Source organism: Streptomyces sp. YKOK-I1, assembly GCF_054660435.1.
In genome coordinates this window covers 6,247,283-6,271,662 of sequence record NZ_BAAGDR010000001.1, presented here as the reverse complement: position 1 = coordinate 6,271,662, position 24,380 = coordinate 6,247,283, and the positions used below count along the sequence as shown (strand labels likewise).

The window sequence follows — 24,380 nt, the reverse complement described above, 5'->3', positions numbered from 1 at the left end:
CGCTCTCCCCGTTGTCGCAGCCTGGTGCTAGCCTGCGGCAACTTGATCACCACCAGGGGGCGGGAAGATGAGCGGTACCAGCGGCAGAGCCAGGCCCTCGAACGGGCCGACCTTCGATCTGTTCGACAACCTTCCCGAGCTGATCCCCCTGCGTACGGCCGCGCGGTCCGAGGACTGGAACGCCGTGCAGGCGTATGTCTCGGGCCTGGACTCGGTCGACAAGGTCTCCTCCGCCGTCGGGGTCCTCGCCGGGATCGACGGGTCCGAGTTCCTCCTGGAGCGGGCGGCCGCCGACCACCCGGGTGATCCGCTGCCGCGCACCGCCCTCGCGGAGCGGTACGTCCGCATCGGCTGGGCGATCCGCAGCACAGCCCGCGCCCAGCACGTCTCCGCCGACCAGTTCGAGCGGTTCCACGGCTGGCTGCGCAAGGCCGAGCAGATCCTGATCGAGGTCTGCGCCGAACAGCCGTCGTACGCCCCGGCCTGGACGGCCCGTCTGACGACCGCGCGCGGACTCCAGTTGGGCCAGGCCGAGGCCCGCCGCCGCTACGACCGGCTCTCCGCCCACCACCCGCACCACTACCGCGCCCAGGTCCAGCTGCTCCAGCAGGTCTGCCCGAAGTGGAGCGGCTCCTGGGAGGCGGCGCACGGCTTCGCCCGGGAGTGCGCGACGGCCTCCCCCGACGGCTCGAACTCCGGCGCGCTGGTCGCGCTCGCCCACATCGAGCACTGGCTCGATCTGGACGGCCCCGAAGCCACGGCGTACCTGCGCGGGATACCGGTCCGCGACGACCTCCGCAACGCGGCGCGGATCTCCGTCCTGCACCCGGACCACCGCCCCGACTGGAACTCGGTCGGCGCGCACAACGCGTTCGCGTTCGCCTTCTCGCTCGGCGGCCACTTCCCCGACGCGGCTGCGCACTTCGCGTTCCTCGGCGACCGCGCCTCGGAGGACCCGTGGGACTACACGAGCGACCCGAGGACGACGTTCCTGAAGTACCGCAAGTCCGCACTGGGGGCCTGACCACCGATGACGACCGAACTCGACCTCCTCGACGGCGTGCTCTCCCACACCACGACCGACGGCATCCCCACCCTGTACGCCCCGACCTCCGCGAGCGAGATCACCGCGGGCCTGTTCTTCCGGGTGGGCCGCGCCGACGAGACGCTGGCCACCTCCGGGATCACCCATCTCGTCGAGCATCTCGCGCTGCACCGCCTCGGCCTGTCCGACCTGCACTACAACGGCGCGACGGCGAACGCGTACACCCTCTTCCACGTCACCGGCGACGAGGAGGAGGTCGTCCGGTACCTCAACAGCGTGTGCGCGGCGCTGCGCGACCTGCCGATGGACCGGCTGGAGACGGAGAAGGAGATCCTCCGTACCGAGGCGGCCGGCCGGGGCGGCGGCCCGAACCACCAGATGCCGCTGTGGCGGTACGGCGCCCAGAGCTACGGCCTGACCAGCTACAACGAGCTGGGCACCTGGAGCCTGACGGCGGACCATGTCCGGCAGTGGGCCGAGACCCGCTTCACCCGTGACAACGCGGTCCTGTGGATCACCAGCGAGCGGGTCCCCGAGGGCCTCGACCTCACCCTCCCGCACGGCACCCGCCTGCCGGCCCCCGCCGCCACCAGCGCGCTGCCCGTCACCCCCGCCTACATCCACGGCGACGACGGCCATGTGGTGCTCACCTCGATCGTCCGCCGCTCCACGGCCGCCACCGTCTTCGCGGACGTCCTCGGCCGGGCCCTCTTCCAGGACCTGCGCCAGGAGGGCGGCTACTCCTACTCGGCGGAGGCCGACTACACCCCGCGCGACGCCGAGTACGCCACCCTCACCGCGTACGCCGACGCGCTCCCGCAGAAGCAGGACGCGGTGGTCGGCGGCTTCGTCGACACCCTCGCGCGGCTGCGCGCCGGCCGGATCGAGCAGTCCGAACTGGACTCCGTGCGCGCCAAGCTCGTGAAGATGTACGACGTCCCGGACCTGGGCGCCGCGTCCCTGCCCTCGTACGCGCTGAGCCTGCTCCTCGGCCACCGCATCCTCACGCCCGAGCAGCGCCGGGCCCAGCTGGACGCGGTCACCGTGGCCGATCTGCGGGAGGTGGCCCGGGAGGTCTGGGCCGACGCGCTCCTCCAGGTCCCCGGGAGGGGTGTGGACTGGGCGGGCCTGACCCTGGCCCCGCAGTACTCGCCGGAGGCGGTCACGGGCACCCGCCACCAGTCCCTGGAGGACGACAAGGTGACCCTGGTCATCGGGGCGGAGGGCGTCAGTCTCCGCACGCCGCGCGGACCGGTGACGGTCCGCTACGACGCGACGTCCGCGATGACCGTCCGCCCCGACGGCGCCCGCACCCTCACCGGCCACGACGGCTTCTCGGTGACGGTCGAGCCGACCCTCTACAAGGGCGTGACCCCGGAGCGCATCGCGGCCCTGGACGCGGCGGTGCCGGCCACGGCGGCCGTCCCGATGCCGGCGCGGGAACCGGACCGGATCCCGCAGCCCCGCAAGCGCGCGACCGCCCCCGCCGCCTCCGGCCGGTCCACCTGGCCCTGGACCCTCGGCCTGTGGACGGTGGGCCTGCTGGCCGCCGTCTGGGGCCTGCTCTGCGCCGTCATCACGGCGGACGAGGCCTCGGCCGCGAACCCGGAGTGGGACGTGGTGGTGGGCGTCTGGATCATGTGGCTGCCCCTGGCGGCGGTGACGGCGGCCCTGTGGCGGGCCCGCCGCCGCAGACGGGGCTGACCCGGTCACACCGGATACGGAACGGCCTCGCGGGCCGAGCGGAGTGCGAAGGACCACCAGGCCAACTGGTCGAGGAGGGTCTTGGCGTACCCGGCGGCCCCGGACTCCGCCTGTGCTGTGAGGAGCCACCTCAGGGCCTTCTCCTGACGGCGAACGCCTCACCGCCGCGCGGCGAGCGTCTCGCCCAGCCGGTCCAGGGCGAGGAAGAGGACGGGAAGGCAGAGCAGCGGCAGGCCCAGGAGCAGCAGGAACGTATGGGTCGGCCGGTCGGTGAAGACCAGCCAGGTGAAGACGACGAACGCGGCGACCACGACGATCAGACAGCCGACGACCGCCCGTTGGAACGCCGTGCGCCGCCGTGCCCTGCGCGCGATCAGCTCCTCCAGCTCGGGCCGCGTCTGCGGGGCCAGGAACCCGAGCCGTACGGCGGTGGCGGACAGGTCGGCGACCTCGCCGACCGGGTCGCCCACCTGCTGCTCGTCGAGCTGGAAGAGACGGATCCGGCGCCCTTCGACGTCGTACAGATAGGCCGGCCAGCGCGGGCTGCCGCCCCGCTTGCCGCCCTCGACCCGGATGCCGTAGATCTCGGACCAGGCCCGGGTACGGGTCCGCAGCGGCCCCCGCGCGGTGACACCCTCGGCGGTGACGGACGTCCGCGCCCGCCAGTGCTCCAGCGCCACCCGGCCGCCGACGACGACCCAGAGGGCCGGCGCCACCAGGTCCCAGCCGCCCGTCGTGCCGGGCAGCGTCGTCATCCGCAGCACGTTCACGCCGACGACCACCGTCACGGCCACCAGGCTGAGGTACACCACCGGCACCGCCCGCCGTCTGCGGTACTCCCGCTCGATCCCGTCAGTCATCCCGAACTCCCCCCGTTTTGGCAGGGGGAGGGTATCGCCGATGCCTGTGATCCGGGTCTGGAAGATCCCCTTGTATCCCCTCCAGCCGGTAAAGATCTTCACGCGGCCGCCGAAGGACCCCTTGCCGTTGCCGGTGATGTCGCCGCCACCCATGACCGCGTTGTACGTGGATCCCCAGGACGCGAACGTACAACTCGGTGGCGTCCTCGTGAGTCTCCCCCCGCATCCGGACCCCGCTCCGGCCCCACCCGTACCGGGAGAACCATGCGCAAGCACCGCACGACGACTGTCGTCACCCTCGCTCCCCTGGTCGCCCTCGCCGCCGTGGCGCCCGCCGCCCACGCCGACACGACCGTGGGAGACACCCGCATCACGTCCGTCACCGTGTCCAAGGCGACCGTGGCCGTCGGCTCCACACTCGGCACCTCGGTCGGTGTCACGCTGACCGCCCAGGACGACTCCGGGATCGCCGACGTCATCGGCCCCAAGCTGGTGGGCCCCGACGGGCTGGTCATCCGCCCCACCCGCAACGAGTGCACCGCGCAGAGCGGGACCACCCGGAGTTGCGTCTACTCCTTCCCGCTCTCGCCGGACGGCACGGACGCGCAGGACCTGCGGAACGCTTCGGCGGGCGCCTGGCACTTCAAGGCCAAGGCCGTGGCCGTCGACGGCGGCTCCCACCGCCTGTCGCCGGGCGTACCGTTCGCCGTCAAGCGGCACACCAGACTGGAGGCCGCCGACGCCACGCCCGAGCCGGTCGCCAAGGGCCACCAGCTCACCGTGACGGGCTCGCTCACCCGGGCCGACTGGGACACCAACGTCTGGGGCGGCTACGCGGGCAAGTCCGTGACCCTCCAGTTCCGCAAGTCCGGAACCGACACCTTCAAGACGGTCAAGAAGGTCACCACCGACAGCCACGGCAAGCTGAGCACCAAGGTCACCGCGAACACCACCGGCACGTGGCGCTGGCGGTTCACCGCCAACACCGTCTCCACGGGGGCGACTTCGCAGGGGGACCGGGTCGTGGTGCGCTAGGCCGCGGCCAGCTCGCACCACACGTACTTGCCCCGGTTGCCGAATCTCGACATGGGCTGCCAGTGCCAGAGGTCCGAGCAGGCCCGGACGATGGCGAGACCGCGGCCGCTCTCCGCCCCCTCGTCCAACTCGTCCAACTCGTCCAGCTGGAGAGGCGGTTCGGGCGGCTCCGGGTCCGCGTCCCAGGCACCGATCTGCAACACCCCTTCCTTCCATCGCACCTTCAGCGCGGCGGGCCCCTTCTGATGCCGTACGGCGTTGGAGACCAGCTCGGCGGCGAGGAGCTCGGCGGTGTCGAGGAGGCCGGCGAGCCCGTGGAGGGTGAGGATCGCCCGGAGGGTGTGACGCGAAACGGTGACGGCGCGGGGGTCGTTGGGGATGTGGAGGGAGTACTCCCAGGGTTCGGGCATGGGGCTACCTCAACTCCGTTTCGTAGAGTGTGCGTTACATCACCCAACGTAGGGATAACCTGTCATCCCAGGCAAGCCGATCGCGCAATCTACCCCCGAACGAGGAGGAGCAACGGATGGTCCTCAGGAGCGACCCAACGGCCCGTCAGGCACGTCTGGGGATCGAACTGCGCAGGCTCCGCGAAGCAGCAGGGCTCACGGCCACCCAGTCAGCGGCGCTGCTCGGAGCAAGCAGGGTTCAGATCAGCCACATCGAATCCGGAATCGTCGGCGTGAGCGAGGAGCGTCTGCGCCGACTCGCGTCCCACTACGCCTGCACGGACGGGGAATTCGTCGACGCCCTGGTGCCGATGGCAACGGACCGGACCCGGGGCTGGTGGGAGGAGTACCGGGGGCTGCTGCCGACCCCCTTTCTGGACCTCTCCGAGCTGGAGTACCACGGCCGGTTCCGGCACGAGGTAGGCATTCTGTACGTGCCGGGCCTCCTCCAGACCGAGGGCTACGCACGTGCCGTCTTCTCAGCGAGGCTGCCGCAACTCACCCCGTCGGAGATCGAGTTGCGCATCCGGCATCGGATGACACGCCAGCAGCACACCACCCCGTACACGGTGTTGCTCCATGAGTCGGCCCTGCGCATCCGGGTCAGCGACCGCGCCACCACGGTGACCCAACTGGCCCGCCTGCTGGAACTCTCCGAAGTGGACCACATCACCTTGCGGGTCATCCCCTTCGACCGCGACGACTTCGCCATCGCCTCCAGCACGATGACGTACGTCGGCGGTCCCGTACCCAAGCTGGACACGGTCGTACGCGACGCACCCCACGGCACGGTCCTGGTCGATTCCGAAGCCGAACTCACCACCTATCGAACGCGCTTCCGTAGGGTGGAGGCTGCATCGCTCGGCCCCGAACCATCCCGCGACTTCATCCACAAGCTGGCGAAAGAGCTGTGAGGTACTCCATGGACAACTGGCGGAAGTCGTCCTACTCCGGCGAGGGCGACGGCAACGCCTGCGTAGAAATCGCCACCACCCCCACCCACACCTCCGTACGCGACACAAAAGCCCCGGCCGGAGGCACCCTCACCTTCCCGGCCGAGGCCTTCGGCACGTTCCTGGCCGGCCTACTCGACCGTGACCGACTTCGCTAGGTTGCGCGGCTGGTCCACCTCGTTGCCCCGTGCCGTCGCCAGCTCGCAGGCGAAGACCTGCAACGGCACCGTCGCCACCAGCGGCTGAAGCAGCGTCGGCGTCGCAGGGATCCGTACGAGGTGGTCGGCGTACGGGGCGACCGCCTCGTCGCCCTCCTCCGCGATCACGATCGTCCGCGCACCCCTCGCCCGGATCTCCTGGATGTTGGAGACGATCTTGTCGTGGAGGACGGACCGGCCGCGGGGCGAGGGGACGACCACGACCACGGGCAGGTCCTCCTCGATGAGGGCGATCGGCCCGTGCTTCAGCTCACCGGCGGCGAACCCCTCGGCGTGCATGTAGGCGAGTTCCTTGAGCTTCAACGCCCCTTCGAGCGCGACCGGGTAGCCGACGTGCCGGCCCAGGAACAGCACCGTCTTCTTGTCGGCGAGGGAGCGGGCCAGCGCCCGTACCGGCTCCATGGTCTTGAGGACACGTTCGACCTGGCCGGAGATCTGGGCGAGGTCACGGATGACGGCGCGGATCTCGTCGGCCCACTTGGTGCCCCGGACCTGGCCCAGATAGAGCGCCACCAGGTAGCAGGCGACCAGCTGCGTCAGGAACGCCTTCGTCGAGGCGACGGCGACCTCGGGCCCGGCGTGGGTGTAGAGGACGGCGTCGGACTCTCGCGGGATGGTCGAGCCGTTGGTGTTGCAGATGGCGAGCACCTTGGAGCCCTGCTCACGGGCGTGCCGTAGCGCCATGAGGGTGTCCATCGTCTCGCCGGACTGGGAGATGGCGATGACGAGGGAGCGGGGGCCGAGGATCGGGTCCCGGTAGCGGAACTCGCTGGCGAGTTCGACCTCGCAGGGGATACGGGTCCAGTGCTCGATGGCGTACTTGGCGATGAGGCCCGCGTGAAAGGCCGTACCACAGGCGACGATGACGACCTTGTCGACCTCGCGCAGCTCGGCGGCGCCGATGCGGACCTCGTCGAGGGTCAGGGAGCCGCTCGCGTCGATCCGGCCCAGCAGGGTGTCGGCGACGGCCTTCGGCTGCTCGGCGATCTCCTTGAGCATGAAGTAGTCGTAACCCGCCTTCTCGGCGGCGGAGGCGTCCCAGTCGACGTGGTACGACCGCACCTCGGCCGGGGTCCCGTCGAAGCCGGTCACCGTCACACCGTCCCGGCGCAGCTCGACGACCTGGTCCTGGCCGAGTTCGATGGCCGAGCGGGTGTGGGCGATGAAGGCGGCGACGTCGGAGGCGAGGAAGGCCTCTCCCTCGCCGACCCCCACGACCAGCGGTGAGTTCCGCCGGGCGCCGACCACGACGTCGGGTTCGTCCGCGTGCACGGCGACGAGGGTGAACGCCCCTTCGAGTCGGCGGCAGACGAGCCGCATGGCCTCGGCGAGGTCGGCGGTGCCGGAGAACTCCTCGGCGAGGAGGTGGGCGACGACCTCCGTGTCCGTCTCGGAGGACAGCTCATGTCCGCGCTCGGCCAGCTCCGCACGCAGGACGGCGAAGTTCTCGATGATCCCGTTGTGCACCACGGCGACGCGTCCGGCGTTGTCGAGATGAGGATGGGCGTTGGCGTCGGTGGGCCCGCCGTGGGTGGCCCAGCGGGTGTGCCCGATGCCGGTCGGGCCGGTCGGCAGCGGCCGGGCCCCCAGTTCCTTCTCCAGGTTCACGAGCTTGCCGGCCTTCTTCGCGGCGGCCAGCCCTCCGTCGGCGAGCACCGCGACGCCCGCCGAGTCATAGCCCCGGTACTCCAGCCGCTTCAGCCCGGCCATGACGACCTCGAGCGCCGACTGCGACCCCACGTAACCCACGATTCCGCACATGCGCGGCAGCCTAGAGTCGAAGTCCCCGCCGAACACGCCTCCGCGTGCCCGATTCCGGATATTCCACCGGGGGTACGAGCGGCCGGGAGCGACGGCGGCCTCGGTCGGCGTGACACACCCCACCCGCCGTCCCGTTCAAACTCCGTTAACAATGGACTGTGATCTCACCGGTCTCCGCGATGCCCCGGAGCGCCCACCGGCACAGGCCGGAGGCGACTCCCTACGTCGATCTCACCCGCCGCGAGTGGAGCGCGCTGCGCGACAAGACGCCGCTGCCGCTGACCGCCGAGGAGGTCGAGAAACTGCGCGGCCTCGGCGATGTCATCGACCTCGACGAGGTGCGAGACATCTATCTGCCGCTGTCCCGGCTGCTCAACCTGTACATCGGCGCCACCGACGGGCTGCGCGGCGCCCTGAACACCTTCCTCGGCGAGCAGGGGTCGCAGTCCGGCACCCCGTTCGTCATAGGTGTCGCGGGCTCGGTGGCGGTGGGCAAGTCGACCGTCGCCCGGCTCCTTCAGGCCCTGCTCTCCCGCTGGCCCGAGCACCCGCGCGTGGAGCTGGTGACCACCGACGGTTTCCTCCTGCCCACCCGGGAGCTGGAGGCCCGCGGCCTGATGTCGCGCAAGGGCTTCCCGGAGTCGTACGACCGCCGTGCCCTGACCCGGTTCGTCGCCGACATCAAGGCGGGCAAGGACGAGGTCACCGCCCCCGTCTACTCCCACCTGATCTACGACATCGTCCCCGACCGGCGGCTGACCGTGCGCCGCCCCGACATCCTCATCGTCGAGGGGCTCAACGTCCTCCAGCCCGCCCTCCCCGGCAAGGACGGCCGCACCCGCGTCGGTCTCGCCGACTACTTCGACTTCAGCGTGTACGTCGACGCCAGCGCCGAGGACATCGAGCGCTGGTACCTCAACCGGTTCCGCAAGCTGCGCGCGACCGCCTTCCAGAATCCGGACTCGTACTTCAGGAAGTACACCCAGGTCTCCGAGGAGGAGGCCGTCGACTACGCCCGCGGCCTCTGGCGCACCATCAACAAGCCCAACCTGGTCGAGAACATCGCCCCCACCCGGGGCCGCGCCACCCTCGTCGTCCGCAAGGGCTCCGACCACAAGGTCCAGCGGCTGAGCCTGCGCAAGCTGTGACCCATCGCCGACACCGGTCCGGTCAGCGTCTCGGGCCCGCCACGGCGTAGGCCGCGGTGCCGGTGACCGTGAGGGCCAGGGCCGTCCAGGTGCCCGCCGGTGCGCCGGCGGGCAGCAGCAGCCAGCTCGCCACCCGTGTCGGCACACCCGTCGGGGGCGGCGCGAAGAACGCGTACGACAGCCAGGCGAACGGCAGCGTCCACGCGTACGAGCCGCCCCACAGCGCCGCGCCCAGGGCGCCCAGGCCCATCAGGCCCGCGCTGTCCCGGACCACGAAGGCGGCCCCGGCCACGTCCTTCCCCGCCATCCGCGCGAGCAGCGGCACCGCGGCGACGACCGCCCCGGCCAGCAGGACGTGTGCCGCCCTGCGGGGCGCCCACCGGATCGCCGCCGTCCGGTCCAGCGCCAGGTCCTGCCCGCCGAAGCCGCTCGAGGCCGCCATCGCGCCCATGGCGAGGACGAGCACGGGCAGCCGGGGATCGGCGGGCCCCGCGCCGCCGTCCCCGGCCAGTGTCCACACCGCCACCGCGCCGATCAGCAGCGCGGCGAGCGAGGCGGGCACCTGACGCGAGCGGGCGTACAGCGTCAGCCATCTCACCGGGACGCACCGCCGGTGAGCGCTTCGAGGGCGTCCCCCTCGCAGGAGAGCGCGGCCGTGCGCATGGCCTCGATCCGGGCGCGCTGCTCGGCCTTCGGCAGCGTCCTGAACTTCTTCCACACCGGGCGGGCCTCGGTGTCGGCGTAGCGCCGCGCGTTCGCGGACGCCTGGGGCAGCGACTCCAGGTCTCCGAGCACCCAGCCGACCGCGACCGTACGCGCGACGTCCTCGCCCCCCGTGCCGCTCCAGCCGACGGGGGAACACCCCGGCACCAGGCCCTTGCCGACGAGGGCCCACGTCAGCTCCTCGCCCTTCGCGTCGACGATGCCCGCGTCGTCGAAGTCGAGGGGCACGGTCCTGCCGGACCACTTCGGCATGCTGCCCTCCGGCAGTACGGTGGCGCTCTCGCGGACGGAGACCGGCGCCCCGGCGCCCAGGGCGGCGTGCAGCAGACCCAGCGCCTTCTTTCCGGGGCCCGCCACCTCGGCGAGCCGTCCCTGCTGGGTGCGCGTCACGCACACCGGGCCGTCGCACACCGGCTCCGCGGCGGCCTTGTCGACGACGAACATCCGGTCCGGGTCGTCGGGCAGGACGAGCAGGGCGAGTGCCGCGCCCGCCAGGACGGGGGTCAGGGCGAGCAGCCGGGTGCGCCGCCGTGCGGCGACCAGCAGCGCGAAGCCGGTCACGGCCATGCCGAGCAGCCAGACGGTCTGCCCGAGGTGCACGGCGGCGGAGAGCGTGGTGAACGTGTCGCGCACGTCCTGCACCGCCGGGGACAGCAGCGAGAGCCGGTTCGGCTCGCTGGTCGCGATGCCCGCCGCCGTGTCCGTCTGCGTCCGGCCCAGCGACAGCTGCATGAGGACCGTGAACGCGAAGGCGGCCACGGTCAGCAGGGGCGGGGTGAGCACGGACGGCAGGGCCCGCGCGGCCCCCATGCCCAGCACCGACCCCGCGATCAGGGAGAACGCCCCCACCAGCGAGATCGGCAGCCACCCCAGGTGGGTGTACGAGGTGTGGGCGAGCACCTGGACCCCGCCCACGAGGACGAGCAGCGCGCAGGCCGCGGCCAGTGCGGCCGCCGTGGTGCCGGCCAGCGCCGCCGCGCGGTGCCGGGCGGGCCGTGGCGTGCTCGACAGCAGCTCGGACATTTTCGAGCGGTGGTCGCGCAGGCCCTGGAGCGCGCCGAGCCCGACGGCGAGCGGCCACAGGTAGAACAGCAGGGCGCGGAGCCACAGGGCCATGGTCGTCCACTGGGCCGTCCAGGCCGTGGTTCCGCCGCCGACCGTCCCCTTCAGCAGGAACAGGAACCCGAGTGCCGTCGTCAGGACCACGGCACCCGCCCACGGGGCGACCGAGCGCCTCAGCTCGATGCGCAGGACGCGCAGGACCTGCGGGTTCACCAGGCGCCCCTTCCCTGCTCGGGGCCCTGGAGCAGCGCCGAGTAGCCGCGCTCCAGAGGGCTGTCGCCCACGTCCTCGGGGCCGCCCGCGGCCGCCAGGTCGTCCGGGGTGCCCTGGAAGACCAGGCGCCCCTCGGCGAAGAGCACCACATCGGTGCAGGCGGCGGCCACGTCCTCCACCAGATGCGTCGAGACGAGCACGCAGGTGTCCGTGCCCAGTTCCTGGAGCAGCTCGCGGAAGCGCAGCCGCTGCGTCGGGTCCAGGCCGACCGTCGGCTCGTCCAGCAGCAGGATCGCCGGGTCGTTGACGATGGCCTGGGCGATGCCGACCCGGCGCACCATGCCTCCCGAGAGGGTCTTCATCCGGTCGTCGGCGCGGTCCGCCAGGCCGACCCGCTCCACCGCGCGCTGCACCGCCGCGGGGATGTCCGCCCCGGGCACCTCCTTCAGCCACGCCATGTACTCGACGAACTCGCGGACCGTGAACCGCTTGTAGTAGCCGAACTCCTGCGGCAGATAGCCGATCCGGCGGCGCAGCGCCCGCAGTTCTCCCGTGCCGCCCGGTCCGCCCGCGGACGCGCCGAGCAGCTCCAGGTCGCCCTCGGTGGGGCGCAGGACGGTGGCCAGCGTCCGGATGAGGGTGGTCTTGCCCGCCCCGTTGGGGCCGAGGAGGCCGTGCACGCCGGTGCCCAGCGACAGGTCGAGGCCGTCGACGGCCATCCGTTTCCGGCCGACCCTGACCTTCAGCCCGGTGGCCCGGATCTCGTGGGCGTAGGGCGTCGGCGCGAGGTCGGCCGCGCTCACCGCGGACGTCATGGGGTGTTCCCTTCCGGTGGTCATCGATGGGCTCCCAGTGCGGCGTACGCGCCCCTGCGGGCGATCACGACACCGATGCCGAGAGCGAGGAGCAGCCCCCACACGGGCAGTCCGCCCGTGCGCAGGGCGAAGGCCGTACGGCCGCCGGCGGCCAGGGTCGGCGCCAGGATCACGGCGGCCCACACGGCGGCCAGCGCGACAGCGGCGCGGGTCACCCCGACCAGGCCGCCGAGCGCGAGCGTCGCCGCCGTGAACGCCAGGCAGGGCAGCAGCCACTGAGCCACCATCACCCCCGTCGCCCAGCCGCCCACCAGCAGCGCGGGGACGACCACGGCGAGCACGGACGCGGTGCGCCGCAGCACCAGGGGGAGCCCGGCCCGGGGCGCCGAGGCTGTCAGTTCGTACGCCGGGTCCAGTCCGCGCGACCAGGACGCCGCGACCCCGAGCACGGGCAGGACCGGCGCGAACAGCAGCACCAGCGACACCTGGCCGGGGCCGGAGGCGGCCTCGGAGCCGAGGCTGAAGCCGGTGCCGATGCCGGCCCGGTCGAGCAGCAGCGCCAGCAGCGTCACGCCGACGACCATGGCCAGCCACGGCACCATCGCGGGCGTCATCCACCCCGACAGCCAGGCCGGCCGGTGCCGCCGGCGCGGCATCGGGGCGGTGGCCGCCAGTTCGGGTGCGAGGCCGGACCAGACGGAGTCGACCAGGGAGGCCACGGCGGGGACCGAGGTGGCGACCGCGGCCGCCAGCCGGTCGCGGCAGACCCGGCACACCTCCAGATGGGCCTCCACGGCCCACACCTCGTCGGGGGCGAGGTCCGTGTCGCCGCGCGCGTACCCTTCGATGATCCGCGCCGACGCGTGTTCCGCGCTCATGCCAGCGCCCTCCGCATCTGGATCCTGGCCCGGCGGGCACGGGTCTTGACCGTGCCCTCGGGCAGCCCGAGCAGGACCGCGGTCTCCCGGACGGACAGTCCGTCGAGCACCAGGGCCTGCAGTACCTGTCTCAGTTCCGGCGCGAGGAGGCGCAGCGCGTCCCCGACGTCACCGCCGACGCTCGCCGCGAGCGCCTCGTCCTCGGCGGCGGGCGCCACGCCGGGCGGTGCGGCGGCGGGCGGCGGCTCCGCGTGGTGGGCGCGGCGCCGGAACGCGTCGACCAGACGGCGCGCGGCGATCGTCCACAGCCAGCCGGTGGCCGACCCGCCGACCGCGGCCCCGCTGAACGCGCCCGCCGCGCGCCACACCGCCAGATACGTCTCCTGCATCACCTCGGCGACGATCTGCTCGTCCCCGCAGCGGCGGCGCAGCCGCACCGCCATCCACGGCGACGTACGCCGGTACAGCTCCTCGAACGCGGCCCGGTCGCCCTTGGCCACGAACCGGAGGAGACGTGCCTCGTCCACCTCGTGCAGCGCTGTCCTGACTGATCTCACACCCGCTAGACGCCGGCGCCGGGCCACGGGTTTTCCCCGTGACGTGATCCCCGTCACATGGGGGCGGGGTGGGCGGGAGGGGCATCCCGGCTAGCCTGCCCCCGTGCTGCATCTGCGTCTGATCACCCCGCCGGAGAAGACCGACGACGTGCTCCGTCTGATCGAGAACACCGTCGGCGCCACGCACCTCGTGGTGCTGCGGGGCGCGGCCCGCGATCCCGCCGGGGACGTCGTCACCTGTGACGTGGCCCGTGAGGCCGGTGACGCGCTCCTCACCGAGCTCCAGAGGGCGGGCCTGGACCGGACCGGCTCGATCGCCGTCGAGAACATCGACCTGTCGCTGTCGCTGCGCGCCGACAAGGCCGAGGCGGAGGCTCCGGGCGAGGGCGCGGACGCGGTCCTGTGGGAGCACCTCACCGACGCCACCCACGAGGAGTCGACGCTCTCCGTCACCTACCTCGCCTTCATCACCCTGGCCACGATGATCGCGGCCTGCGGTGTGGTCCTGGACAACGCGGTCCTGATCGTCGGCGCCATGGCCGTGGGCCCGGAGTTCGGCCCGCTCGCCGGGATCTCCACCTCGATCGTCCGCCGCCGTCCCCGCCTCGCCCTGCGGTCCCTGAACGCCCTGCTCGTCGGCTTCGCGATCGCCATGGCCGCCACGGTCGCCTTCAGCCTCTTCATGGACGCCCTGGACCTCTTCAGCCGGGAACAGCTCGACGCCGACCGCCCCCAGACCGGCTTCGTCTACGCCCCCGACGCCTTCTCCTTCATCGTCGCCGTACTGGCCGGAGCGGCCGGCACCCTCTCCCTCACCTCGGCCAAGTCCGGCGCCCTGGTCGGCGTGGCCATCTCCGTCACCACGGTCCCGGCGGCGGCCAACGCGGCGGTCGCCCTCAGCTACGGCGACATGGCACAGACCCGGGGGTCGACGGAACAGCTCCTGCTGAACCTCCTGGGCATCGTCCTCGCGGGGACGCTGACCCTGCTGGCCCAGCGGGCGTGGTGGGAGCGGCACCGCCGGCCGGCGCGGACTGGCTGAAACCTCACGGACGCCAGGGACGGGTGATCCTCAACCCCCTTGTGGCACAGGGCAGTTCACGGACGCCCGGATCGTGTACGTCGACAACGACCCCACCGTCCTGGCGCACGCCCACGCCCTGCTGAGCAGCACCCCGGAGGGCGCCACCGCCTACCTGGACCGCCGACCCGTACGACCCCGAGGCCGTCCTGGAGGCCGCCAAGGCCCCGGCGGGCCCGAAGGGCCGCGGGGCGGTGTCCATCTGCGACTCCGTCGCGTCGGCGCGACCCACCACAACCCACCAGCAGACCACGACGCACCCGCGCCACCGAAGGGGCGCGGGGAACTGCGCGACAAGCCACGACGGACCCGCGGCCCGCACCGCACAGCACCCCCCACCGCGGACCCGGCCCGGCCGACTACCCCAGCGCGGACTTCACCACATCGGCCAGCCGACCCGCGACGGACCGAGCCTGCTCGATATCCGCGGCCTCGACCATCACCCGGACCAACGGCTCGGTCCCGGACGGCCGCAGCAGCACCCGCCCGGTGGAGCCCAGCTCCCGCTCCGCCTCGGCCACGGCGGCCGACAGCTCGGCCGAGTCCCCGACCCGGGACCGGTCCACGTCCGGCACATTGACCAGCACCTGCGGCAGCCGCTCCATCACGGCGGCCAGCTCGCGCAGCGACTTCCCGGTCTCGGCGAGCCGCGCCGCGAGCATGAGCCCGGTCAGCGTGCCGTCGCCGGTCGTCGCGTGGTCGAGGATGATCACATGCCCGGACTGCTCGCCGCCGAGGGCGTAGCCGTGCTCCTTCATCTCCTCCAGGACGTACCGGTCGCCGACCGCGGCCTGGACGAGACGGATCCCCTCCCGCTCCATGGCGAGTTTGAACCCGAGGTTGGACATCACGGTGGCGACGACGGTGTCCGACCGCAGCACGCCCCGCTCCCGCATGGCGAGCGCCAGCACGGAGAGGATCTGGTCGCCGTCGACCTCCTCGCCCGTGTGGTCCACGGCGAGGCACCGGTCGGCGTCGCCGTCGTGCGCGATGCCGAAGTCGGCCCCGTGCTCGACGACCGCGGCCTTCAGCTTGTCCAGGTGCGTCGATCCGCACCCGTCGTTGATGTTGAGCCCGTCCGGCTCGGCCCCGATCGTCACGATCTCGGCCCCGGCCCGGGTGAACGCCTCCGGGGACACCCGCGCCGCCGCGCCGTGCGCCTCGTCGAGGACGATCGTCAGCCCGTCGAGCCGGTTGGGGAGGACGGCGATGAGGTGGGCGACGTACCGGTCGAAGCCCTCGTCGTAGGACCGCACCCGTCCGACGCCCGCGCCGGTGGGCCGCTCCCACGGCTCACCGTGGGTGTGGGACTCGTACACGGCCTCGATCTTGTCCTCGAGCTCGTCGGCGAGCTTGTGGCCACCGCGCGCGAAGAACTTGACGCCGTTGTCGGGCATGGCGTTGTGGCTGGCGGAGAGCATCACGCCCAGGTCGGCGCCGAGCACACCGGTGAGGTAGGCGACGGCGGGCGTCGGCAGCACGCCGACCTTCAGCACGTCCACACCGGCACTCGCGAGACCCGCCACCACGGCGGCCTCCAGGAACTCTCCGGACGCACGCGGGTCACGCCCCACGACAGCCACCGGCCGGTGGCCCTCGAAGGTGCCCGCCTCGGCCAGCACATGCGCCGCCGCGACGGACAGGCCGAGCGCCATCTCGGCCGTCAGATCCGCGTTGGCGACACCGCGCACGCCGTCCGTGCCGAAGAGTCGTCCCACTTGTCCTCCTGAGGAAGCGTCAATGACCGAAGGGGCAATTACACCGGATAGCGGCATCCGTCACACAAGCCTTTGAGCATCTTGTGCCGTTATACGCCCCTGGCTAAGAGAAAACGAACGCCCCGACAGCACTGTGGCGTGCCGCCGGGGCGTTCGGTGCAGGCAGCGAGCGATTAACGCTTGCTGTACTGCGGAGCCTTGCGGGCCTTCTTCAGACCGGCCTTCTTCCGCTCGACCGCGCGGTCGTCGCGGCGCAGGAAGCCGGCCTTCTTGAGCGCGCCGCGGTTGTTGTCGACGTCCGCCTCGTTCAGCGCACGGGCGACACCGAGACGGAGCGCACCGGCCTGACCGGAGACACCGCCACCGGCGATGCGGGCGATGATGTCGTAACGGCCCTCGAGCTCGAGCACCTTGAACGGCTCGTTGACTTCCTGCTGGTGCACCTTGTTCGGGAAGTAGTCCTCGAGGGTGCGACCGTTGATCTTCCACTTGCCGGAGCCCGGGACGATCCGGACGCGGGCGATGGCGTTCTTGCGACGGCCCAGGCCGGCGGCCGGCTGCGGGTCGCCGAAGCGGGAGGCGAGGGACTCCGAGGTGTACTCGCCCTCGACGGGCACCTCGGACTCGGTGGTGTAGCTGTCGATGTCGACGAGCTCAGTCTCTTCGAGCGGCTGCTCGGCAGTGGTCTCGGCCACGGTGATTCCTCAGATTCTCTTGGCTTGGGTTGGTCTAGGCCGGTGTTACTGCGCGACCTGGGTGATCTCGAACGGCTGCGGCTGCTGCGCGCCGTGCGGGTGCTGGTCACCCTTGTAGACCTTCAGCTTCGAGAGCATCTGACGGCCCAGCGTGTTCTTCGGGAGCATGCCCTTGACGGCCTTCTCGATGGCCTTCTCCGGGTTCTTGTCCAGCAGCTCGTCGTAGCGGACGGAGCGCAGACCACCCGGGTAGCCGGAGTGGCGGTACGCCATCTTCTGGGTCCGCTTGTTGCCGGACAGGTGCACCTTGTCGGCGTTGATGATGATGACGAAGTCACCGGTGTCGACGTGAGGGGCGTAGATCGGCTTGTGCTTGCCGCGCAGGATGGAGGCGGCGGTGCTGGCGAGACGGCCCAGGACAACGTCCTGAGCGTCGATGACGTGCCACTGGCGCGTCACATCGCCGGGCTTGGGGCTGTACGTACGCACGGTTCGTAGCCTTCGCTTCGAGTGAGTGGTCCTGACAAGGTCACCGAAGACGATCACGACAGCCCTGACCGCACTGCGGTGACGCAAACCGCGTGCTGGTCGCTGGTCATCGGCCCGGTGGACCGGTGTAAGGGCCCGTCCCGTGAGAATGAGCAAGCCAATACACAACGAAGATGCAGGATACCCGTGTCGCGAGGGTGGGGTCAAAACGAGGCCCGGACAGGGCCGGAGCGAGGGCCCGGCACGGCAAACACGACATCTCCGGGTGAGAAGGTTTCAAAGGCAGTTGAGGCGGAACGGCGGCGTGTCCACCCGTCTAAGATGCGCCCCATGAGCTATGGGCAGGGGGGACCTCAGTCCCAGTGGGATCCGTGGAAACCGAACTCCCAGCAGCCGTGGACCGGTGGCAGTGACGGCCCGTCCCCGGACTGGGCGGCACTCGCGGACGCGTCCGAGAAACGCAACAGGCGCCGCAAGGTGTTCCTCATAGTCGGGGGCGCGCTGGCCACGGTCGGCGTCGGCACCGCCGTGACCATGGGGGTGGTGAACAGCGGCGGGAGCGACGAGGCCAACCGGCCCACGTCCTCGGTGCCCGCCACCACCGGCCTGCCGAGCGCGTCCGGCACCCCGTCCTTCGCGCCCACCAGCGCGCCGCCGGCCCTGGACCCCAAGGAGTTCGTCTCCAGCAAGGCCAAGGACAAGGCGGAGAACAGCCCGGAGCTGATGTTCCCCGGAACCCAGCTCACCATGGGCTCCAACGTCTACAAGAAGGGCCCGACGGCGGACAGCACCGACTGCGCCACGGGCGTCCAGGGCACCCTGCCGAAGGTCCTCGCGGCGGGCGACTGCACCCGGCTGATGCGGGTGACGTACACCAAGGGCGACACCGCGGTGACGGTCGGTGTGGCGGTCTTCGACACCGAGGCGCAGGCCCTGAAGGTCAAGAGCCAGGCCGACAGCAAGAGCATCGTCAAGGCGCTCACCGGCAAGGGCGTGAAGGCCTTCTGCAACGCCGCGATCTGCCGCTCGACGACCAACTCCTACGGCCGCTACGCCTACTTCACGATCACGGGCTTCACCGACGGCAAGGACGTGACCACGAAGGACACGGCGGTCTTCACCATGGGTGACGACCTCGCCGAGTTCGCCTTCCAGCAGATCAACCGCCGTGGCCAGGCCCAGGCCTCGGCGGCGGCCGAGGGCTGACCCGGCCGACGTCAAACGGGCCAATCGGACGTGCGACACTCCCCCCAAGTGATCATCTGATCATCCGGTCACGGATCCCTGGGGGGACCACGCCATGAGCGCCACGACCCGCCGCAGCCTCCTCGCCGGCGCCGCCGGTCTCACCGGCGCCGCCCTCGCGACCTCGATCGTCATCGCCCAGACGACCTCGGCCACCGGCACCGGCGCGGGCTGGCTGAACGTGAAGGACGCACCGTACGGGGCCCTCGGCGACGACCGGACCGACGACGCGCCCGCCCTCCAGAAGGCCATCGACGCGGCCGGCCAGGGCGACACCGTCTATCTCCCGCCCGGCGCGTACCGGCTCGCCTCGCCGCTCCGCCTCCGCCTCGGCGTCACCCTGCGCGGCGACTGGCACCCCCGCTCCCCGGTCCGCACCGAGATGACCGCCTCCTATCTGCGCCCCGGCCTCGGCACCTTCACCGGCGAGGCCCTGATCGTCGTCGACCCGGTCCCGGACCAGGGGACCACCACCGACTCGGCGTACGGCGGCGGCCCCCGCCTGTACGGCCTGGCGCTCGACGGCCGCGACCAGCGCGCCACCACCGGCACCGCGATCGACGGCATCCGCGTCACCCCCGGCGTCCAGGACCTCGGCCTGGAGAAGGTGACCGTCTGGCGCTTCACCGGCCACGGCCTCAACGCCCAGAACGCCGCCGCCCTCCAGCTCACCCAGGTCCACTGCGTCGACAACGCCGGCCACGGCTTCACCTGGGGCGACGCCACGGGCACCGGCGGCGGACTGGTCGACGCCGACCTGTTCCAGTGCCACGCCCAGGGCAACGGCGGACACGGCTACGACATCCTCAACCCCGACGCGGTCACGGTGGTCGACTGCCGCTCGGAGGCCAACGCCCACCACGGCTACCACATCACCGGCGTCAACCACTCGATGGTGATGATCGGCTGCGCCACCGACCGCAACGGCCGGGACGGCTTCCACCTCGCCACCTCCCCCGGCGGCCGCTTCCTCCAGCTCCTCGGCTGCCTCGCCGGACGGGACGGCAGGGAGACCTCGGCCTCCCTCATCCCCTACTCCGGCTTCACCGTCACCGGCGAGGCCGCCGAGGGGGTCGTCCTCACCGGTTGCTCCACCTCCACCGGCCACGACGACGACACCGGCGCCCCCTCCCCCGCCTACGGCCTCACCACCTCCGCGCTGAACTCCGTGAGCAACGTCTCGGTCGTCGGCGGCGAGTACGTCGGGACGACGGCCCCCTTCCAGGACCTCGGCGCGGTCGTCGTCCGCCACAGCGGCGTGATCTCCGGCACCCACCGGGACACCGGCATCGAGTGGGACCAGCATGACGTCCACATGATCTCCGGAGCCGCCGGCACCCGCCGTGACCTGGAGTTCTGGTCTCGCGGCAAGGCCCGCCGCTGGGCCCTGCGCACCACCGACGCCGCCGAGTCCGGCAGCGGCGACGGCTCCGACTTCGCACTCGTCCGGCACGCCGACGACGGGACCGTCCTCGACACGCCCCTCACCGTCAGCCGCGCCAGCGGGCGGGTCTCCCTCACCACCCCCGGCCTCACGGTCACCGCGAGCGCCGGCCCCGGCGTCCACCTCGTCCAGCAACGGCAGTCCGCCCACGGCTACGCGGTCACCGGCGCCGGCAAGACCTCCCGCGCCTTCCAGTCCCGGGCCACCGGCGACTCCGTCAACCGCTTCGCCATGGAGATCGACGGCACCCAGACCTTCGGCCCCGGCGGCGGCACCGGCCGGGACACCAGCTGGGGCCGCCTCGGCACCGCCCAGATCGGCAGCGCCGACGCCGACATCGTCGTGGGACTGGCCGGGAAGGGCATCAAGGTCAAGGAGGGCAGCAACGCCAAGATGGGCACGGTCACCCTGAACGGCACGACCCCGGTGACGGTCCCCACCACCGCGGTCACCGGGACCAGCCGCATCTTCCTCACGGTCCAGTCCCCCGCCGGCACCCCCTCGGGCGTGGCCTACGTGGCCTCCCGCACCCCCGGCACGTCCTTCACGGTGAAAGGCATGGCCGGGGACACCTCCACGGTGGCCTGGCTGATCATGGAACCGGCGTAGGGAGGCTCAACAGCACCCGGCGGACGGCAGAACCCGCTTGTTCCGCGCCTCCTTGCTCCGCGCGGCCAGCAGCTCGTCGGCCGGGTAGCCGACCTCCTCCAGGGTCAGCCCGTGCGGCCGTACGACATGCACCGCGGAGTCCCGCACCCCGGCGGCCAGCACCTTCCCCGGCCACTCGGCGCCCCGGTGCCCGTCCCCCACGAACAGCAGCGCCCCGATGAGCGAGCGCACCATGTTGTGGCAGAAGGCGTCGGCCCGCACGGTGGCGGTGATGATCCCGTCGGCCCCCTTCTCCAGGCTCAGCTCCTGAAGGGTCCGGATGGTGGTGGCCCCCTCCCGCCGCTTGCAGTAGGCGGCGAAATCATGCTCCCCGAGCAGCCGCTGGGCGGCCTCGTTCATGGCGTCGACATCGAGCGGCCAGTCGTGCCAGAGCACATGGCCGCGCAGCAGCGGATCCACGCCCCCGGGGTTGTCCGTCACCCGGTACGCGTACCGCCGCCAGACGGCCGAGAACCGGGCGTTGAAGCCACTGGGGGCCTCCCTGAGCGCCCACACCCGCACATCCCGGGGCAACCGTCCGGCAAGCCGCTTCAGCAGCTTCTCGTGGTGCTCACGCCACACGCCCTCCGGCAGATCGACATGGGCCACCTGCCCCCGGGCGTGCACCCCGGCATCGGTCCGGCCCGCCACGGTCAGCTCATACGTCTCCCGGGACCGCGTGACGGTCCGCAGAGCGTCCTCGATCTCCCCCTGCACGGTCCGCCGCCCCCCGGCCTGCTTGGCCCACCCGGAGAACTCGCTCCCGTCGTAGGAGAGATCAAGACGGACACGGACGTACCCGGGCTGCACTTCGTCACTCACACAGAGATCCTCTCAGCAACACAAAAAGCGGGCCCGTCCCCCGAAAGGAACGGACCCGCTGACACGCCCCTTCAGGGGCGCGGGGAACTGCGCGACCAGCCACGACGGACCGGCGGCCGAAGGACTGCCTACGCGTCCTTCGACTCCTCGGCGGGAGCCTCGGCGGCGTCCTCGGCCTCGGTCGACTCGACCTTGGCCTCCTCGGCCTCCTTGACCGCACGCTTGGTGGCGGCCTCGGCCTCACCGGTCGCCTGCTGCGCCACGGTCAGCGCCTCGACCAGCTCGATGACAGCCATGGGCGCGTTGTCGCCACGGCGGTTACCGATCTTGGTGATACGGGTGTAGCCACCCGGACGGTTCTCGTAGCGCGGGCCGATCTCGGTGAAGAGCGTGTGGACGACGCTCTTGTCCGTGATGACCTGGAGCACCTGCCGGCGGTTGTGAAGGTCGCCCTTCTTCGCCTTGGTCACCAGACGCTCGGCGTACGGCCGCAGACGGCGGGCCTTCGCCTCGGTGGTGGTGATACGGCCGTGCTCGAAGAGCGACTTCGCGAGGTTCGCGAGGAGCAGCTTCTCGTGCGCGGCGCTGCCGCCCAGACGGGCACCCTTGGTGGGCTTCGGCATCTTTCTTCTCCTGTGTGTCTGCCCCGGCCGTGTCAGGTACCGGGGTCAGGAACCCGATGAGCGGATGCTCACCGGCACCAACCGGTCAGTACTGCTGCGTACTGCTCAGTACTGCTCGGTCTCCACGAAACCCGCGTCCGCGTCGTCGTCGGCGCCGAAGGCGTCGGCGGCGGCCGTGGGGTCGAATCCGGGCGGGCTGTCCTTGAGGGCCAGGCCCATGCCGGCCAGCTTCGCCTTGACCTCGTCGATGGACTTCGCACCGAAGTTGCGGATGTCCAGGAGGTCGGCCTCGGAGCGGGCGACGAGCTCACCCACGGAGTGGATGCCCTCACGCTTGAGGCAGTTGTACGACCGAACGGTGAGCTCCAGCTCCTCGATCGGCAGCGCCAGATCGGCGGCGAGGGCGGCGTCCGTCGGGGACGGGCCCATGTCGATGCCCTCGGCGTCGATGTTCAGCTCGCGGGCGAGACCGAACAGCTCGACCAGGGTCTTACCGGCGGAGGCCATGGCGTCACGGGGACGCATCGCCTGCTTGGTCTCGACGTCCACGATCAGCTTGTCGAAGTCGGTGCGCTGCTCGACACGCGTGGCCTCGACCTTGTACGTGACCTTCAGAACCGGCGAGTAGATCGAGTCGACCGGGATGCGCCCGATCTCCTGACCGACCTGCTTGTTCTGCACGGCGGAGACATAACCGCGGCCACGCTCGACCGTCAGCTCCATCTCCAGCTTGCCCTTGCCGTTGAGCGTGGCGAGGACGAGGTCGGGGTTGTGCACCTCGACACCGGCCGGGGGCGCGATGTCGGCGGCGGTGACCAGACCCGGGCCCTGCTTGCGCAGGTACATCACGACCGGCTCGTCGTGCTCCGAGGAGACGACCAGCTGCTTGATGTTGAGGATCAGGTCGGTGACGTCCTCCTTGACGCCCGGCACGGTGGTGAACTCGTGCAGGACACCGTCGATACGGATCGACGTGACCGCCGCACCCGGGATCGACGACAGGAGCGTACGGCGGAGGGAGTTGCCGAGGGTGTAGCCGAAGCCCGGCTCCAGCGGCTCGATCACGAACCGGGAGCGGAACTCGTCGACGACCTCTTCGGTCAACGAGGGACGCTGAGCGATCAGCATGTTCTGTTCCTTCAGTCAGGGGCGCCCGCTATTTGACGCCCGACTCTGTACTGCAAGGGTACGGGCGGTACGCCCCCTATGGAGCCGTACCGCCCGCAACCTCAAGACAACCGTGCGTCAGACGCGGCGACGCTTCGGCGGACGGCAGCCGTTGTGCGGGGTCGGGGTGACGTCCTGGATGGAGCCGACCTCGAGGCCCGTGGCCTGGAGGGAACGGATCGCGGTCTCACGACCGGCGCCCGGGCCCTTGACGAAGACGTCGACCTTGCGCATGCCGTGCTCCTGCGCGCGACGGGCAGCCGACTCGGCGGCCATCTGCGCGGCGAACGGCGTGGACTTGCGCGAGCCCTTGAAGCCGACGTGACCGGCGGAGGCCCAGGAGATCACGTTGCCGGCCGGGTCCGTGATGGACACGATCGTGTTGTTGAACGTGCTCTTGATGTGCGCCTGGCCGTGGGCGACGTTCTTCTTTTCCTTGCGGCGCACCTTCTTGGCAGCGCCCTGACGACCCTTGGGGGGCATCTATTACTCCTACGGGAGGTGGTCGGTCCTACAGCGAAGACCGCTGGACGGCGAGTCCGCTGCGGACTACTTCTTGCCCGGCTTCTTCTTGCCGGCGATGGCGCGACGCGGGCCCTTGCGGGTACGAGCGTTCGTGCTGGTGCGCTGACCGCGGACGGGCAGACCACGACGGTGACGGAGACCCTGGTAGCAGCCGATCTCGACCTTGCGGCGGATGTCGGCCTGGATCTCGCGACGGAGATCACCCTCGGTCTTGATGTTGTTGTCCACGTACTCGCGGATGGCGACCAGCTGCTCTTCGGTCAGATCGCGAACACGGGTGTTCGGGTCGACGCCGGTCGCAGCCAGCGTCTCCTGCGAGAGGGTCCGGCCGATGCCGAACACGTAGGTGAGGGCGACCTCCACGCGCTTGTCGCGCGGGATGTCAACACCGGAAACGCGTGCCATTCAATGGCTCCTGGTGATCTTCGGAGGTCTTCCACAGAACCGGATCCCAGCCGCCGGCCTCTTCTCTTCGAAGACTTGGTACGACTGGGTCCCCGGC

General features: G+C 71.3%; 25 protein-coding genes. 9 read left to right on the top strand and 16 right to left on the bottom strand.

Going from position 1 to position 24,380, the window contains the following annotated elements:
• Window positions 1–67: 67 nt before the first annotated feature.
• A complete protein-coding gene (locus tag ACYQ8Q_RS27990; RefSeq protein WP_460068610.1) occupies window positions 68–1,024 on the top strand; it encodes a hypothetical protein in 957 nt (318 codons plus the stop codon).
• 6 nt (window positions 1,025–1,030) lie between these two features.
• The gene (locus ACYQ8Q_RS27985; RefSeq protein WP_460068609.1) at window positions 1,031–2,749 is read left to right on the top strand and encodes a M16 family metallopeptidase; all 1,719 of its coding nucleotides are present in this window, start codon (window positions 1,031–1,033) and stop codon (window positions 2,747–2,749) included.
• A gap of 158 nt (window positions 2,750–2,907) precedes the next feature.
• Here the strand turns inward: ACYQ8Q_RS27985 and ACYQ8Q_RS27980 are convergent, their stop codons facing one another.
• Window positions 2,908–3,609 (bottom strand): PH domain-containing protein, encoded by a 702-nt coding sequence (locus ACYQ8Q_RS27980; RefSeq protein ID WP_460068608.1) that lies wholly within the window; start codon window positions 3,607–3,609, stop codon window positions 2,908–2,910.
• Between the two features lie 264 nt (window positions 3,610–3,873).
• Between ACYQ8Q_RS27980 and ACYQ8Q_RS27975 the strand changes: the two genes are divergently transcribed.
• On the top strand, window positions 3,874–4,644 hold the full coding sequence (locus ACYQ8Q_RS27975) for a calcium-binding protein (protein WP_460068606.1): 771 nt from the start codon (window positions 3,874–3,876) through the stop codon (window positions 4,642–4,644).
• Here the strand turns inward: ACYQ8Q_RS27975 and ACYQ8Q_RS27970 are convergent.
• Window positions 4,641–5,054, bottom strand: coding sequence for an ATP-binding protein (locus ACYQ8Q_RS27970; RefSeq protein WP_460068605.1), 414 nt, complete (start codon window positions 5,052–5,054; stop codon window positions 4,641–4,643). The two genes, ACYQ8Q_RS27975 and ACYQ8Q_RS27970, sit on opposite strands and share 4 nt — an antisense overlap.
• Before the next feature lie 116 nt (window positions 5,055–5,170).
• On the opposite strand from ACYQ8Q_RS27970, the gene ACYQ8Q_RS27965 reads away from it, so the two are divergent.
• Both ACYQ8Q_RS27965 and ACYQ8Q_RS27960 read left to right on the top strand, forming a co-directional pair.
• Complete coding sequence (locus tag ACYQ8Q_RS27965; protein WP_460068604.1) at window positions 5,171–6,007, top strand: helix-turn-helix domain-containing protein; 837 nt, start codon at window positions 5,171–5,173, stop codon at window positions 6,005–6,007.
• Window positions 6,008–6,015: 8 nt separating this feature from the next.
• On the top strand, window positions 6,016–6,204 hold the full coding sequence (locus ACYQ8Q_RS27960; RefSeq protein ID WP_460068603.1) for a DUF397 domain-containing protein: 189 nt from the start codon (window positions 6,016–6,018) through the stop codon (window positions 6,202–6,204).
• On the opposite strand, the gene glmS is transcribed toward ACYQ8Q_RS27960, so the two are convergent.
• Window positions 6,178–8,025, bottom strand: a complete 1,848-nt coding sequence (gene glmS, locus ACYQ8Q_RS27955; RefSeq protein ID WP_460068602.1) for a glutamine--fructose-6-phosphate transaminase (isomerizing) — start codon at window positions 8,023–8,025, stop codon at window positions 6,178–6,180. The two genes, ACYQ8Q_RS27960 and glmS, sit on opposite strands and share 27 nt — an antisense overlap.
• Window positions 8,026–8,204: 179 nt before the next feature.
• On the opposite strand from glmS, the gene coaA reads away from it, so the two are divergent.
• The gene (gene coaA / locus ACYQ8Q_RS27950) at window positions 8,205–9,173 is read left to right on the top strand and encodes a type I pantothenate kinase (protein WP_460073510.1); all 969 of its coding nucleotides are present in this window, start codon (window positions 8,205–8,207) and stop codon (window positions 9,171–9,173) included.
• Window positions 9,174–9,195: 22 nt separating this feature from the next.
• On the opposite strand, the gene ACYQ8Q_RS27945 is transcribed toward coaA, so the two are convergent.
• From ACYQ8Q_RS27945 to ACYQ8Q_RS27925, 5 genes are read right to left on the bottom strand one after another with little or no spacing between them, the layout of a single operon-like run.
• A complete protein-coding gene (locus tag ACYQ8Q_RS27945) occupies window positions 9,196–9,771 on the bottom strand; it encodes a hypothetical protein (protein ID WP_460068601.1) in 576 nt (191 codons plus the stop codon).
• Window positions 9,768–11,171, bottom strand: coding sequence for a hypothetical protein (locus ACYQ8Q_RS27940; protein WP_460068600.1), 1,404 nt, complete (start codon window positions 11,169–11,171; stop codon window positions 9,768–9,770). The genes ACYQ8Q_RS27945 and ACYQ8Q_RS27940 overlap by 4 nt, the downstream gene beginning before the upstream one ends.
• Entirely contained in the window at window positions 11,168–12,010 is an 843-nt protein-coding gene (locus tag ACYQ8Q_RS27935; RefSeq protein ID WP_460068599.1) for an ABC transporter ATP-binding protein, read from the bottom strand. The genes ACYQ8Q_RS27940 and ACYQ8Q_RS27935 overlap by 4 nt, the downstream gene beginning before the upstream one ends.
• The gene (locus ACYQ8Q_RS27930) at window positions 12,007–12,864 is read right to left on the bottom strand and encodes a zf-HC2 domain-containing protein (RefSeq protein WP_460068598.1); all 858 of its coding nucleotides are present in this window, start codon (window positions 12,862–12,864) and stop codon (window positions 12,007–12,009) included. The genes ACYQ8Q_RS27935 and ACYQ8Q_RS27930 overlap by 4 nt, the downstream gene beginning before the upstream one ends.
• Window positions 12,861–13,391 (bottom strand): RNA polymerase sigma factor, encoded by a 531-nt coding sequence (locus ACYQ8Q_RS27925; RefSeq protein ID WP_460068597.1) that lies wholly within the window; start codon window positions 13,389–13,391, stop codon window positions 12,861–12,863. The genes ACYQ8Q_RS27930 and ACYQ8Q_RS27925 overlap by 4 nt, the downstream gene beginning before the upstream one ends.
• A 133-nt stretch (window positions 13,392–13,524) precedes the next feature.
• On the opposite strand from ACYQ8Q_RS27925, the gene ACYQ8Q_RS27920 reads away from it, so the two are divergent.
• Window positions 13,525–14,463 (top strand): DUF389 domain-containing protein, encoded by a 939-nt coding sequence (locus ACYQ8Q_RS27920; protein WP_460068596.1) that lies wholly within the window; start codon window positions 13,525–13,527, stop codon window positions 14,461–14,463.
• Between the two features lie 398 nt (window positions 14,464–14,861).
• On the opposite strand, the gene glmM is transcribed toward ACYQ8Q_RS27920, so the two are convergent.
• The 3 genes from glmM to rplM all read right to left on the bottom strand — a co-directional run bounded on the left by glmM (window position 14,862) and on the right by rplM (window position 17,404).
• Entirely contained in the window at window positions 14,862–16,220 is a 1,359-nt protein-coding gene (gene glmM / locus ACYQ8Q_RS27915) for a phosphoglucosamine mutase (protein ID WP_460068595.1), read from the bottom strand.
• Between the two features lie 173 nt (window positions 16,221–16,393).
• Entirely contained in the window at window positions 16,394–16,915 is a 522-nt protein-coding gene (rpsI, locus tag ACYQ8Q_RS27910) for a 30S ribosomal protein S9 (protein ID WP_067249178.1), read from the bottom strand.
• A 45-nt stretch (window positions 16,916–16,960) separates the two neighbouring features.
• Window positions 16,961–17,404: a 50S ribosomal protein L13 gene (rplM, locus tag ACYQ8Q_RS27905; protein ID WP_055632362.1), complete on the bottom strand. Its 444-nt coding sequence runs from the start codon at window positions 17,402–17,404 to the stop codon at window positions 16,961–16,963.
• A gap of 330 nt (window positions 17,405–17,734) precedes the next feature.
• On the opposite strand from rplM, the gene ACYQ8Q_RS27900 reads away from it, so the two are divergent.
• Both ACYQ8Q_RS27900 and ACYQ8Q_RS27895 read left to right on the top strand, forming a co-directional pair.
• Entirely contained in the window at window positions 17,735–18,610 is an 876-nt protein-coding gene (locus ACYQ8Q_RS27900; RefSeq protein WP_460068594.1) for a hypothetical protein, read from the top strand.
• A 94-nt stretch (window positions 18,611–18,704) separates the two neighbouring features.
• Window positions 18,705–20,702: a right-handed parallel beta-helix repeat-containing protein gene (locus ACYQ8Q_RS27895; protein WP_460068593.1), complete on the top strand. Its 1,998-nt coding sequence runs from the start codon at window positions 18,705–18,707 to the stop codon at window positions 20,700–20,702.
• A 6-nt stretch (window positions 20,703–20,708) separates the two neighbouring features.
• Here the strand turns inward: ACYQ8Q_RS27895 and truA are convergent, their stop codons facing one another.
• The 5 genes from truA to rpsM all read right to left on the bottom strand — a co-directional run bounded on the left by truA (window position 20,709) and on the right by rpsM (window position 24,283).
• The gene (truA, locus tag ACYQ8Q_RS27890) at window positions 20,709–21,563 is read right to left on the bottom strand and encodes a tRNA pseudouridine(38-40) synthase TruA (protein WP_460068592.1); all 855 of its coding nucleotides are present in this window, start codon (window positions 21,561–21,563) and stop codon (window positions 20,709–20,711) included.
• Between the two features lie 128 nt (window positions 21,564–21,691).
• Window positions 21,692–22,186: a 50S ribosomal protein L17 gene (gene rplQ / locus ACYQ8Q_RS27885; protein WP_460068591.1), complete on the bottom strand. Its 495-nt coding sequence runs from the start codon at window positions 22,184–22,186 to the stop codon at window positions 21,692–21,694.
• 105 nt (window positions 22,187–22,291) lie between these two features.
• Window positions 22,292–23,314, bottom strand: a complete 1,023-nt coding sequence (locus ACYQ8Q_RS27880) for a DNA-directed RNA polymerase subunit alpha (protein WP_003966937.1) — start codon at window positions 23,312–23,314, stop codon at window positions 22,292–22,294.
• A 117-nt stretch (window positions 23,315–23,431) separates the two neighbouring features.
• Window positions 23,432–23,836 carry a 30S ribosomal protein S11 gene (gene rpsK / locus ACYQ8Q_RS27875; protein ID WP_010354218.1) on the bottom strand — a complete coding sequence of 135 codons (405 nt, stop codon included), beginning with the start codon at window positions 23,834–23,836 and terminating at the stop codon, window positions 23,432–23,434.
• A gap of 66 nt (window positions 23,837–23,902) precedes the next feature.
• Window positions 23,903–24,283: a 30S ribosomal protein S13 gene (rpsM, locus tag ACYQ8Q_RS27870; protein ID WP_055632357.1), complete on the bottom strand. Its 381-nt coding sequence runs from the start codon at window positions 24,281–24,283 to the stop codon at window positions 23,903–23,905.
• Between the last annotated feature and the right edge of the window lie 97 nt (window positions 24,284–24,380).